The sequence below is a fragment of the Sorangium sp. So ce362 genome (genome assembly GCF_051519845.1).
Classification (GTDB): Bacteria; Myxococcota_A; Polyangia; order Polyangiales; family Polyangiaceae; genus Sorangium.
In genome coordinates this window covers 6,622,446-6,634,853 of the sequence record NZ_CP150332.1, presented here as the reverse complement: position 1 = coordinate 6,634,853, position 12,408 = coordinate 6,622,446, and the positions used below count along the sequence as shown (strand labels likewise).

Genomic DNA, 12,408 nt, shown 5'->3' with positions numbered 1-12,408 from the left:
TCATTGTCGCAATCTTCCGAACCCGCACAAAAGCGCGTCCGCCCTGTCGATCGCGCGCCCCCTCGTTCGTCGTGACGGTAGTGGCAGGGCTCAGCCGGTCGAGGCCGTCCGGGCGCCCCGCATCCCACCCGAAGGAGACACGACGATGCGATTCATCATCACCGCAGCACCTGGCACCAACGAGGCGAAGGCGGAGGCGGATGGGCCTCCGGACGACGAGCTCTTCGCCGCGTACATGAAATTCAACGAGGAGATGATGAAGGCCGGCGTGCTGGTCGCGTCCGAGGGGCTCAATCCCAGCGGGGCCCGCGCCCGCGTCGGCATCTCCGGGGGGAAGCGCACCGTCCTCGACGGGCCCTTCATCGAGACGAAGGAGCTGGTCGGCGGCTTCTACCTGATCGAGGTGAGCTCCAAGGAAGAGGCCATCGAATGGGCCTTGCGCTGCCCCGTCGGGCTCGGGAGCGACGAGGTGCTCACGATCCAGCAGATGACGGAGCTCTCCGACATCCCCCCGCGGTACAGGGAGATCATCGCCGATGTGGCGCCGACGTGGAGCGCGTCGTTCTCGAGGGCGCGGTAGGCCCAGCGACCGCACCCACGCTCACGCGGACGTCGCCGCAAGGGCGCTCCGCGATGTCGTACGAACACGGACCCACACGGTCATGAGCGGAGCTCGATCTCCAGCGATGAGCTCCGCATCCCCGTCCGGGTCAAGGCGCCTTGAGCTTCTCCTTGACCCACCGCCCCGACTCGGTCAGCTGCCCATCGGACCACGGGCCGCCCGTGCTCGCCCGGGGCCTCAGCGCGGCGCAGGCCTCCGCCTTGTCGACGATGGACCAGTTGAGCCAGCTGATGTTGTTGCTGTTCAGGAAGTCGAGCCACCTCTGCGCCTCGTCGAGATCCAGCGTGCCGCTCCCGCTGGCGTCGCAGGTGCCCCACTCGGTCACGAAGAGCGGGAGCCCCGCGGCCATCGCGTTCGTCGCCTTGGTGCGCAGCGCACCCCTGTGCGTGTTGGCGTAGAAGTGCAGCGTGTAGGCGACGTTGTCGTCGCTCGTGATCGGGCTCCTGGCGGCCACGTCCACGTCCTGCGACCAGGTCGGCGTCCCGACGATCACGAGGTTGTCGGAGCCGGCGTTGCGGATCACGCCGATCACCTCCTCGGCATACGACTTCACCTCTGCCCAGCTCTCGTTGTCCGGCTCGTTGAAGATCTCGAAGATCACCGCGGGCTCGTCGCCGTACTCCGTGGCCATCTCCCGGAAGAAGCGCTTTGCTGCCTCCCTGTTCGGAGCCTGGGCTGCATTGTGATCGTGCCAGTCGATGATCACGTAAATGCCCTTGGCGATGGCGGCGTTGACGACTGCTCGTACCTTGTTCTTCTCCGCCTCCGGGCTGTGGACGTAGCCGAGTCCCGACATGCTGGCGGCCATCGCGGCGCGGACGATGGTCGCATCCCAGTCGTCCACGAGCGTGTTGACGGCGGAAGCGTTGTAGAACTTCTCTCCCTCCCAGATGCTCCAGAACATGCTCATGCCTTTGAGCTGGAGCTCTTCCCCGTACTCATCGACGACGCGGTTGCCCATCACGCGGAGGCGGCCGTGCCGCTCGACCGGCGTTCCGGTGGCCGGGCCTGTCCCGGTCGAGGTCGTCGAGGTCACGCCGCTGGAGCTGGAGGTCACGCTCGACGTGGACGCGTCGCCGCCGCCCATGCCGCCGGCGCCGCCGCCCGAGGAGGCGGACGTGGAGGTCACGGCCGACGTGGAGGAATCGCCGCCGCCCATGCCGCCGGCGCCGCCCGCGCCGCCGCCCGAGGAGGCCGACGTGGAGGTCACGCTCGACGTGGAGGAATCGCCGCCGCCCATGCCGCCGGCGCCGCCCGCGCCGCCGCCCGAGGAGGCCGACGTGGATGCCACGGTGGATGCGTCGTCGCCGCCCGTGCCGCCGGAACCGCCCATGCCGCCGCCCGAGGAGGCCGACGTGGACGCCACGGTGGATGCGTCGCCGCCGCCCGTTCCGCCGGCGCCGCCCGTTCCGCCGGCGCCGCCCGTTCCGCCGGCGCCGCCCGTTCCGCCGGCGCCGCCCGTTCCGCCGGCGCCGCCCGTTCCGCCGGCGCCGCCCGTTCCGCCGGCGCCGCCCGTTCCGCTCCCCGAGGACGTCGAGGTTGACGTGGACGCGTCGCCGCCGCCTCCCGAGGACGTCGATGTCGTCGCGTCGCCGCCCCCTGATGCCGAGTCCCCCGACGAGCCATTACAGCCGAGCAGCATCATCGCCGGCAGCGCGAGATGTAGAAAGCCGCGCGTCCACCTCGGCCCAGCGAACAGTCCAGTCGTCACATCGTGGCTCATTGTACTCTCCAAGGAAGGCTCTCGATCGAAGCGCCCGGCATCGAGCAAGGGATGTCAAGCAGGCGCGTCAGCAAAGAAGACAGGTTCGCTGCATAGCAGGCCCACCCCGAAGGGTGAAGGTAAAAGCGGGAGAGCTATCGACTCGGTCACACAGGTTGCACCGGCCGCCGGTCGCGCCGGTCGCAGAGGGCGCCTGCCGACATCGAAGCGCGCCGGCCGGCCCGGCGATCCGAGGCCGCCGAGGCGCGCCCGTCCGGTCCCGCTCCTTCGTGCCTCACTCGACGTGCCCGTGAGCGCGCTGCCCGGCCCCTCATGGCGCGCGCGCCCGTGGCCCTATGCGCGGCGGAGGATCTCCTCCAGCGCGTGCTCCAGCCGGCGCTCGACCTCGGGGTCGTCGAGCACGGGCGTGATCTCCTCGGGCACCACGCGCGCGCGCATGATGATCCGCGCATAGATGAACGCATCGCGCGCGCTCGGAGGATCCTTGTCGCCGAGACAGGAACGGAGCAGCTGGTAGGCTCTGCCCTTCACCACGCCTCCGTTGCTCGCGCGCGCTCGACCGTGGCAAGGATCCGGCGCACCGCGGCAGAGGCGGTCTCGTGCGCCGCCAGCGCGTCCCGCACGACGTGCGCCGCCCTGGCGGCGGCTCTCTCGTCGAGCGTGCCTTGCAGCACGCCCTCGGCGAGGCGGATGAGCGGCCTGATCTCGACCATGTCCCGCGCGAGGGAGCGCGTCGCCAGGGCGATCTCGGCGGCCGTCTCGGCCGGAGACGAGCGCGAAAGGAGCATCGCGTCCTCGGCCAGCTCCGCCGCGATCGCGAACATGTCCCTGTAGCAGTCGACCGCCGCGCGCAGGTCGGCCGGGCTCAGCGACGCCGGGGGCGCCTCCGGCAGCGTCGCCGCGGCGCTCTGCGCTTCGGCGATCACCGGAGCGATGGCCCCGAGCGCGTGCTCCAGCGTGCGCGCGGTCTGCTCGAACCACGCGAGGCGCTCCCTCACGGTACGGCTCGGCGGCGGCGCGTCGCTCTCCAGGACCTCGATCCGCGCGCCGACCTCGGCGGCGAGCCGCTCGAGGCCCTCGAGCACGCGCGGGCCGAACCCGCGGGGGACGACGTCGAGCACGCAGAACGAGCCGACCACGTGCCGGCGCACCCGGATGGGCACCCCCGCATAGGCGCGGATGCCATAACGCTCGACGAGCTCCTTGGGCACGCGCTCGTCGTGCACGGCATCCTCGACGATGAGCGGCGCCTCCTGGCGGACCACGAGCTGACAGAAAGAGCTGCTCCGCGAGGTCGCGCAGCTCACGCACAGCTCCGGCGGCAGGCCGCGGTGCGCGCGGAACAGCTGGATGTGACGGACGATCAAGCTCACCAGCGCCATCGGCGCCTGGGCGAGCTCGGCCGCGCGCTCCACGCAGGAGTCGAGAATGGCGTCCGCGTCGTCGCGCAGCAGCACCTGGTGCAGCTCGGCGAGGCGCGCGGGATCGTTCAGATCGGCCATGAGGAGGTGCTCTTGCTCGGGCGAGAGAGAGGGGGGGGGGAGCGCGGATTCTGCCTCGTGTGCCGCCAGGAAGCAGCCGTGCTTTTCGCGGAGCTTACCGCAACCGAGCGCCGGCGCCGCACCCGCGGGCCGCGCCCGCCGGGCTCAGCCGATGTGTGGAGCCACGACGCGCCGCCGATCCCCCGGGTCGTCTGCGGCTTCGCGTGGCTTGCCCCGGCTCACGCGAGCGCGCGGCCTGCCCCGGCTCACGCGCGCACCTGGACGACCGAGACGCCGAGCTGGCCGAGCACATGGCGCAGCGCGGCGCGCAGCGTGCTGAACGTGCGCAGCTCGCCGAGCTCGACGCCGAGGCCCACCAGCATCCTGCTCACCGCGGCCGAGATGCCGGAGAGCGCGCACGTGGTCCCGAGCAGGCGCGCGGCCCGCACCAGCTTGAGCAGGTGGTTCGCGGTCGCCGTGTCCACGATGTCGACCCCGGTGAGGTCCACGATGGTGAACCGCGCCCTGCGCACGCTGACGGCCTCGAGGAGCGCGGTCATCATCTCGGCCGCGCGGACGCTGTCGACCACGCCGATGATCGGCATCGTGGATAGACCTCCCCCGCGAGGAAGCGCCCGTCCGCGCTCGCCTGTCGGTTGGTGATGTCCTCGAAGACGCCGTACGCCAGGTCGCCTCGGCCGTACGTCGAGGCGCGGAGCGAGAGCAGGCGCGTCGAGCCGTCGCCACGGAGCACGCGACACTCGATGTCCGCCGTCGAGGGGCCGGGGAAGAGGCCGCCGAGCGTCGAGCGCACCTGCGCGCGATCCGTCTCGACGACGAGCTCGTCGAGCGGCTTGCCGCTGAGATCCAGGTCGGACCGGCCGAGCGCCCGCGCGCACGCCGCGTTCCACTTCACCAGGCGGCCCTCGGCCGTCACGACGCAGAAGGGGTGCTGGCAGGCCTCGAAGAACAACTCGAAGGAAGGCTGCGCGGTCGGTTGCGTGTTCATAGACCTCGCTCGCTGGGGCAGACTCACCCACAGGGCTGTGCTGTTCCGCGGCGCCTCGATCTCCACAGGCACGATGGGATCGATGCGCCTGTCCCTGTTTATACCAGCAGGCCATCGCTTCGATAGAGCCATTTATAATGTCGGCAGATACGTTCTCGTCGTATCACCGGCATCACCGGCATCACCGGCATCACCGGCGTTCCCGATCAGTTCCTGACGTAATGCGAGGGCGCGCTCGTCATGTGTCGAGGCGCCGGCCACACCGCGTCGCGGTGGCCCGTCCGCGAGGGCGCGTCCGCGCTGGACACGCTCGTCGCGAGGTCCATGCGTCGCGCTGCGCCACGCCGGGACGGAGCTCCGCGCCGCCTGCCGGCTTGCTCCTCCAGCTCGTCGTCAGACCCGAGCCGAGGTGTGCGCACCTGACAGGTCGAGTGCTCCTGCGCCGATCTCGACTGCCGCTCTCGGCTCCGTGGTCATATGCGCTCCTTGATCTCCCTGGCATCAACTACGCGCTTGCGGCGCCTCGGCCCTGCTGCGCCGGCGAGGGTTCGCCCGCAGGTCTCGGCGCGCCCGCGGAGCGCGGTCGCCGGGCTTCGGATCTCCCCGTCACGGAGGGCTTCGTGAGCATCGTGGGCCAGAAGATCGGCGACAGGCTCAACGAGGAGTACCGGTCGGGGTTTCAGGCGCCGACGCTCACACGCGAGCAGGTCACCCAGGTGCTGGTGGACCTCAAGCGGCGGATCCAGGGTGATCTCTACGTCATCGAGGAGAGCGACGAGAAGCTCGTGCTCGGCAACCGCGCGTGCCCGTTCGGCGAGCTGGCTCTCGGCGGCGCTCTGCGCGGGGCGGCGGTGGGCGCCCGCGAGCGCGAACCGGCAATGCGTGCGGCGCGTCTGCACGTCGCCGTGGTGGACGACAACCACGATGCGGCCAACCTGCTCGCCGTTTCCCTGAAGCGGTGGGGTCACGACGTCGTGGTCGCGCACGACGGGCTCGTGGCGCTGGAGCTGGAGCTGGAGCTGGAGCTGGAGCTGGTGCGGGAGCACAGGCCGGACGTCGCGGTGCTGGATATCGGCCTGCCGGGGATCGATGGATGCGAGCTCGCGCGGCGGCTGAGGGGCGAGCCGTCGCTCGATCGGTGCATGCTCATCGCGGTCTCCGGCTACGGCCAGGACGCCGACCGACAGCGCGCCATCGACGCCGGGTTCGATCACCACCTGCTGAAGCCGGTCGAGCCGGCGGCGCTCATGAAGCTGCTCGCGAGGGGGATGTCGTCCGGCGGCTCTGCGCCGTAGGCGCCCGGGCGCCGGAGAGGGCAACCGGAAAGGCCCCGCCGGGCCCGCCCCGGCGGGAGCGCCGGGCGGCGGAGGGCTCGCCCTGGACCCGAGCCGTGGGCGGTTCCGGAGAAAATCGATCGACCCGCTGTCGGGTTTTTCTCCCGGCCTCCGGATGACGTGGTGAGGCGCGCGAACACCGGGGTGAGGCCACCCCGGGGCCGCGCGCCTGCGCTCAACACCCGAACGAAATCCCTGGGAGCCATCATGAACCACATTGCCCTCTTCCGCAGCTGCTCGCCCCTCGCCCTCGCCCTCCTCGTCGCCGCCCCCGGCTGCGTGGCCACGGCCGCCGAGACGCAGGTCGATTCCCTTGCCGAGGACGCCCCGGCGTCGGATGGCGCGGAGACCGGGACCGACTCCGCCGAGCTCGCAGCCACCATGGCCCCTCTGGCGATCGAGGACGGCGCGGAGCTCTCGACGGCCGGCGCCGGCGCGGACGCGCTCCTGTCGGCGAGCACGCTCGTCGGCCTCTCCACGGGATTCTATGTCCCCCCGCGCGTCGGCGGAGATGCCGAGTACGACGGCCACGGGCCGAGCGTGTCGCTCCAGGTCGAGCTGAGCGTCTTCAACGGCAACGAGCTCTGGGCGGCTGTCTACATGGACGCGCTGGAGACCAAGAGCAACTGGACCCGGGCCGCGGGGACCGCCTGGTACCGGCTGCACACCGCGAGCCGCCCGATCGTGGAGGTGGTCAGTCCGGTCGAGTTCAGCCACTCGTACACGGACACGGACCACGCCCACGACATCTTCTCGTTCGCGCCGGAGAGCCTCGTCAACAAGCTGGACTACGTCGGAGACACCAAGGGGAACGACGCGGGGACGAAGACGGGAGTCAGGGTCTATTTCAACCCCATCTCTATCGTGACGGAATAACACATCGTTAGAGCTCTCCCCTTGGGGGCCGTGCTCGTCGCGCGGGGAGCGCCGATGTGGGGCAGCTCGCCCTGAATCACCGTAGGCCGTCGGAGTCCGTGCTCGTCGCGCCGCGCGCTAGTCGAGGTGCCACGCGACGAGCGAGTTCGCCAGCGAGCCCAGCACGCCGGTAACGTAGAGGACGGCCGCGTGCTCGGGGAACCCCGCGGCGGCCACCGCGCACACCGCGCAGAGCGCCGCCGAGAGCCAGCTCGCCTTCGGCAGGCTCGGCGCGGCGGTCGCGTGGACCGCCGCGAACAGGACCAGATCGGTCGCGAGCGCGCGCTCCACGGGCTCGTCCGTGATCACGGCGATCGCCCGGTGCAGGAGCATCGCGCCGAACAGCACCTTCACCACATGGCCGATCCGCCGGTTCACCGCGTTCTTCGAGAGCGGCCGGCGGAACGCCCAGAGCAGCGAGAGCCCCGCGAGCGCCGTGACGCAGCCCATCGCGAGGAGGTCCACCGGGCGCACCACCGGAACGAGGCGGCCCACGCCGATCGTCGCCATGACGATGCCGACGGCGCCGATCGTGAGGCCGAACCGGATCCGCTCGCGCCTGGATACGGTGAGATCGATGTCGGAGCTCTTCGCGAGCTGCTCGGCGAGGGCGTCCAGCAGCGCGTCGAGCCTCGGCCACCGCTCTTCGGGGCGAGCGCGGAGCCCCCGCGCGAGCGCGCTCCGGACCCACGCGGGCACCTTGGAGCCGGGCGGCGCCGGCCTCAGGAGATCTCGCCGCGCCCGATCGAGCCGCGCGTGGAGGTCCTCGCCCTCGAAGGGCAGCTCGCCGTACAGCGCCTCGTGGAGCGTCGCGCAGAAGCTCCACTGATCGCTCTTCTCCGTCGCCGGCAGCCGCTCGGCCTGCTCGGGAGCCATGTAGGCCGGCGTTCCCATGAGCGCGCCCCCGGCCGTGAGCGGCGCATGGAGCAGGCCGTTCCCGGGCACATCGGCGCTCGCACCGCCGCGCTCACCACCCCCGGAGGGGAGCTGGTCCTCCTCGATCTGGAGGCGCGCGAGCCCGAAATCGGCCATGCGCGCCCGGCCGTCCTTGCCGATCAGGATGTTGTCCGGCTTCACGTCGCGGTGGACGAGCCCCTCGTGGTGCGCCGCCGCGAGGCCGCGGCCGGCCTGGATCCCCGCGGCGAGCACGGCTTCCCACGCGCGCGGCGGCTCGCGGCCGAGGTCGCGGAGCGTCCGGCCGTCGACGAACTCCATCGCGACGAACACGCTCCCCCCGTGCTCGCCGATCTCGTAGATGGGGACGACGTTCGGGTGGGAGAGCCTGGCCATCACCTGCGCCTCGCGCACGAGGCGGGCCCGATCCTCCGGATCGAAGCCCCCCGGCGCGATGAGCTTCAGGGCGACGCGGCGGTCGAGCTCCGCGTCGTACGCCGCGTAGACGATGCCCATGCCGCCCTCGCCGGCCCGGGCGAGCACGGTGAACCGCCCGATGCGCGTGCCGGGGCTCAGCGGCTCACCCGGCGCGGGCAGGGACACGGCGGCGCCCTGCAGGAACCCGTCCGGCTGCGCGCCGTCGCACCAGAGCAGGCTCCACACCTCCCGGAAGAGCTCCGGGCGACCCGCGCACCGGGCCTCCAGGAACGCCCGGCGGAGGCCGTGGCTCTGGTCGATCGCTGCCTCGAAGAGCGCCTCTACTTCGCTCGGATCAAGGAGCTGACTCATCTCCGCCGTGCAGCGCCCGGTAGAGCCACGCCTTCGCGAACCGCCACTCGCGCTCCACCGTGCGCGTCGTCACGCCGGAGAGCTCGGCGATCTCGCCCTCGGTAAGGCCCGAGAAGTAGCGCAGCATCACGATCTCGGCCTTGCGCGGGTGCTCCCGGCTCATCCTGCGCAGGGCCTCGTCGAGGGCGAGGATGTCCTCGAAGGGGAGGTCGATCGGGAGGGCCAGCGCGTCGATGGCCTCCTCGGGGGTGCGCTCCTGGTCGCCGCCCCGCTTCCGGGCGGCCTTGTGGCGCGCGTAATCGACGAGCAGGTCGCGCATGGCCTGGGAGGCGGCGCCGAAGAAATGGGCGCGGCTTTGGAAGCGGGCCTCGCCGTCCCGGAAGAGCTTCTCGTACGCCTCGTGGACGAGCGCGGTGGGGCCGAGGGTCTGCCCGGCGCGGAGGTGGCGGACACGGGCCAGGGCGATCGCCTTGAGCTCGGCGTAGACGGCGCGGAGCAGGGCGTCCGCGGCGTCTTTCCGGCCCTCCTGGGCGGCGTGAAGGAGGACCGTGATGCCCTCGCCGTCGCTCGGCCCGGGGGGGCGTGGATCGCTCGCGTTCATGGGGGGGGCGCCTCGCTGAGGCCGGAGCGTACACCAAATATCCGGGCTGACGAGCCCGACAGCGCTCTACGCTGCGACAGCCCGCGACAGCCGGAGCGGGACGCCGGCGCGCCACGCGCCGCCCCGGCCGCTCGAATCTCCGGGCGCCAGCGAGGGAGCATGCCCGTCGCCAAGCCCGGCCCCCGTGGGGCGGGATCTCCGTTGAGCGGGGCTCGCCGCGACGTTGTGGTCACCTTGACGCTGGAACTGCCCGGCGTCGCAGCGTCGATGATCCCGTGAATTGACCTCCTCCGTCTGTTCATCCCTGCGACACGCCATGGAGCGTCCGAGCTTGAGCGAGTGTCCGAGTCAAAGGCGGAGTTCGTGTGTTCTGTGAGTTGCGCGACTCCGCCGTACGGAGTAGTAAGCAGGGCTTTCCGCGATCTCGCGATCGCTCGGCCGGGCGAGGGGGCCGCCGCGCCTAGCGCAGATCGCCGCGGGGCGCTCTCTTCGGCGGCTGCTGCGCACTGCCGCTTCGACGCGGGCGATGAGCGCGAGCGCGAGCGTGTGCTCGACGGAGCGCCCAGCCCAAGGAGATCGTATGCGTTCTTCACAATCGAACATCGTTTTCATCGCACTTCTCCTCTCTGCCCTGCCAGCGCTCCCAGCGTGCTCGCAAGGACCGGAGCTCGACGGAGCGCCGCTTGCGGACGGCCAGGAGCTCGCGCTCGGCAGCGTGATGAAGAACGGCGTCGCGCTGTCTGTCCGCACCGTGAACCCCGCCGCGTCCGAGAGGCTCACCGGCCGCGAGTGGGCGAGGATCACCGAGCGAACCTCCTCGTACCACTGGCCGGAATACACGCCGTCGATCCGGCCGAGCGGAGAGAACGTTCAGGTCAACGATCCGGGGCTCGACGAGATTCATAAGTTCTTCACCCGCCCGCCGACACGTCCCTTCGTCAACGTGACCCAGAGCGAGACCTCGATCGCCGCACACGGCCACGACATCGTCGTTGCCTACAACACGTCCTCGGGGGTGGAACCTGTTCTGGTCGACAACACAATCGTGCTCGATCCCTTGTTCTTCTCCGGCTTCTCGACCTCGAACGACGGCGGCGTGACCTGGAAGAGCGGCTTCATCCCTCCGTTGCCCGGGAGCACGACCACGCTCGGCGATCCGGTCGTGCGCGTGGACCGCCGCGGGGTCTTCCATTTCGCCGGGCTCGCGCAGGACGCGGAGGGCCGGAGGGCCGTGCAGGCCAACAGGTCGACCGACGGCGGCCGCACGTGGAGCGAGGGAGCGCTCGTGGCCCAGGACGACGGCGCCGACAAGAGCTGGCTGGCCGTGGGCCCGGACCCGGTGCGCCGGCGCCGCGACAACATCTACGTGACCTGGACCAGCTTGGAGCCCCCGGAGGCTCCCGTCCGGAGCGAGCTCCGCTTCGCGCGCTCGACCGACGGCGGCGCGACCTGGACATCGAAGGTCGTCTTCGCTCCCGAAGCGAACCCGGATCCCACGCTGCCGCAGGACTCGATCCAGTTCACGAACCCCGTCGTGGATCCCTACGACGGCGCGCTCTACCTACCGTTCCTTCAGTTCAGCGGCGCGAACGCCGATTTCATCCGGATGCTGGTGTCCCGTGACGCCGGCGAGACGTTCGAGTTCGTGGAGTTCAACCTCGCGGGAGCCCCGGACCCGACGCTCCTGCCCGTGGTCCAGCCCGGCGAGCGCATCGATTGCGGCAACGACGGCGGTATCCGCCTGGCCATCACCGACGGGCCGCGCCGCACGGGGCGGCGAGGTCTGCCCACGTACGTGCACGCCTCTCGCCTCATCGTTCAGCCGGCGCTCGCGGCGCTCCGTGGGGTCCTCTACCTGACCTGGTCGGCCTCCACCAGCGAGACCGTCGGCGAAGCGGGCTCGGGCTCGAACGTCTTCCTCATCCGCTCCGACGACCGCGGGGGGACGTGGACGCCGCCGATCCCCGTCACCTCCACGGCCGGGGAGAACATCCATCATGTGCTCCCGGCCGTGACCATCGGCAATCGCCAGAGCGACGTGCACATCGTTTATTACACGCAGAATCGTGACAGGTCCATCGACGTGGAGATGGCGAGCTCGTTCGAATACGGGGCATCGTTCGGCGACGGCGACAGGCAGCAGGTCACGGACACCTCCTTCCGCCTCTCGCCGACGAACATCCCGCTGGACGTGCCTGTCGATGACGTCTTCCCGACGACGAACTTCGATCGGGTCGTCCGGCCCTGTTACAACCTCGGCGAGTATCTCGACGTCACGTCGGAGCGGAGGAAGCTCCACTCGGCCTGGGGCGACCTGCGCAATCTCATCAGGGAGCCTCGCCACCCCGAGAACCCGATCTCGGGTGAGAAGCACTCGCAGGCCGACGTCTTCTTCCAGACCTTCAGGGTGCGCTGAGCGCCTCTCGCGCGGTCCCGCCGGCTCCTTGCCATCGCACCTCAGGCGCTCGTGTCACTTCGCCTTGCGCCTGGCCGGGCGCGGCGGCGGCTCCGGCGCCGGCGCCCTCTCGGGTCGCGCGGCCAGGGCCACGACGCGGCCGAGCTCCTCGCGGAGCGCGTCGGCCTTGCCGGCGCCGAGCCGCTCGCGGACGTGCTTCTGGGTCCGCTCCCACAGCGGGAACGCCGCCTCGATGGCGCGCTCGCCCTGGCGCGTCAGGAAGATGAGGCGGACGCGCGCGTCGTCGGGCGCGCGCGCCACGCGGAGCAGGCCCGCCTTCTCCAGCGGCACGAGGTTCCTCGTGAGGGTCGTGCGATCCATGACGAGCCCGTCCGCGAGCGCGCCGAGCTTCACGCCCCCGTCGCCGCACGTCGCGACCGCGACGAGCATCGTGAGCTGCGTCGCCTGGAGCCCCGAGGGCCGCAGGCTCTCGTCGTAGAGCCGCGTGAGCGCGCGCGACGCGCGGCGCACGCGCACGAGGGCGCACTGGCTCGCGATGATCTCGGAGGCCCGAGCAAAATCAACCACAAGTGTATGTACACCATTTCGAGCGGACCGGCTAACTGGGACGTCCTGAACTGCTTG

General features: G+C 71.0%; 12 protein-coding genes. 4 read left to right on the top strand and 8 right to left on the bottom strand.

What is annotated here, in order from left to right; translation table 11 throughout:
- Window positions 1–145: 145 nt before the first annotated feature.
- A complete protein-coding gene (locus tag WMF17_RS25240) occupies window positions 146–580 on the top strand; it encodes a YciI family protein (RefSeq protein ID WP_437595698.1) in 435 nt (144 codons plus the stop codon).
- A 130-nt stretch (window positions 581–710) separates the two neighbouring features.
- Here WMF17_RS25240 and WMF17_RS25235 read toward each other — a convergent pair whose 3' ends face one another.
- The 5 genes from WMF17_RS25235 to WMF17_RS25215 form a co-directional block, all read right to left on the bottom strand.
- Window positions 711–2,333: a glycoside hydrolase family 5 protein gene (locus WMF17_RS25235; RefSeq protein ID WP_437643661.1), complete on the bottom strand. Its 1,623-nt coding sequence runs from the start codon at window positions 2,331–2,333 to the stop codon at window positions 711–713.
- A 345-nt stretch (window positions 2,334–2,678) separates the two neighbouring features.
- Complete coding sequence (locus tag WMF17_RS25230; RefSeq protein ID WP_437595696.1) at window positions 2,679–2,879, bottom strand: hypothetical protein; 201 nt, start codon at window positions 2,877–2,879, stop codon at window positions 2,679–2,681.
- Window positions 2,873–3,847, bottom strand: coding sequence for a GAF domain-containing protein (locus WMF17_RS25225; RefSeq protein ID WP_437643659.1), 975 nt, complete (start codon window positions 3,845–3,847; stop codon window positions 2,873–2,875). Before WMF17_RS25225 ends, WMF17_RS25230 begins: the two co-directional genes overlap by 7 nt.
- Window positions 3,848–4,092: 245 nt before the next feature.
- Window positions 4,093–4,431: an STAS domain-containing protein gene (locus tag WMF17_RS25220; RefSeq protein WP_437595694.1), complete on the bottom strand. Its 339-nt coding sequence runs from the start codon at window positions 4,429–4,431 to the stop codon at window positions 4,093–4,095.
- Entirely contained in the window at window positions 4,386–4,835 is a 450-nt protein-coding gene (locus WMF17_RS25215) for a PAS domain S-box protein (protein WP_437595693.1), read from the bottom strand. Before WMF17_RS25215 ends, WMF17_RS25220 begins: the two co-directional genes overlap by 46 nt.
- 620 nt (window positions 4,836–5,455) lie before the next feature.
- Here WMF17_RS25215 and WMF17_RS25210 point away from each other — a divergent pair.
- Together WMF17_RS25210 and WMF17_RS25205 are read left to right on the top strand one after the other, a co-directional pair.
- Complete coding sequence (locus WMF17_RS25210; RefSeq protein ID WP_437595692.1) at window positions 5,456–6,130, top strand: response regulator; 675 nt, start codon at window positions 5,456–5,458, stop codon at window positions 6,128–6,130.
- 246 nt (window positions 6,131–6,376) lie between these two features.
- Window positions 6,377–7,045, top strand: coding sequence for a hypothetical protein (locus WMF17_RS25205; protein WP_437595691.1), 669 nt, complete (start codon window positions 6,377–6,379; stop codon window positions 7,043–7,045).
- A 117-nt stretch (window positions 7,046–7,162) separates the two neighbouring features.
- Here WMF17_RS25205 and WMF17_RS25200 read toward each other — a convergent pair whose 3' ends face one another.
- On the bottom strand, window positions 7,163–8,767 hold the full coding sequence (locus WMF17_RS25200) for a serine/threonine-protein kinase (RefSeq protein WP_437595690.1): 1,605 nt from the start codon (window positions 8,765–8,767) through the stop codon (window positions 7,163–7,165).
- The gene (locus tag WMF17_RS25195) at window positions 8,751–9,368 is read right to left on the bottom strand and encodes an ECF-type sigma factor (protein ID WP_437643657.1); all 618 of its coding nucleotides are present in this window, start codon (window positions 9,366–9,368) and stop codon (window positions 8,751–8,753) included. Before WMF17_RS25195 ends, WMF17_RS25200 begins: the two co-directional genes overlap by 17 nt.
- 580 nt (window positions 9,369–9,948) lie before the next feature.
- Between WMF17_RS25195 and WMF17_RS25190 the strand changes: the two genes are divergently transcribed.
- Window positions 9,949–11,784, top strand: coding sequence for a sialidase family protein (locus WMF17_RS25190; protein WP_437643655.1), 1,836 nt, complete (start codon window positions 9,949–9,951; stop codon window positions 11,782–11,784).
- 54 nt (window positions 11,785–11,838) lie between these two features.
- Here the strand turns inward: WMF17_RS25190 and WMF17_RS25185 are convergent, their stop codons facing one another.
- Window positions 11,839–12,351, bottom strand: a complete 513-nt coding sequence (locus tag WMF17_RS25185; protein WP_437595687.1) for a MarR family winged helix-turn-helix transcriptional regulator — start codon at window positions 12,349–12,351, stop codon at window positions 11,839–11,841.
- Window positions 12,352–12,408 lie beyond the last annotated feature (57 nt).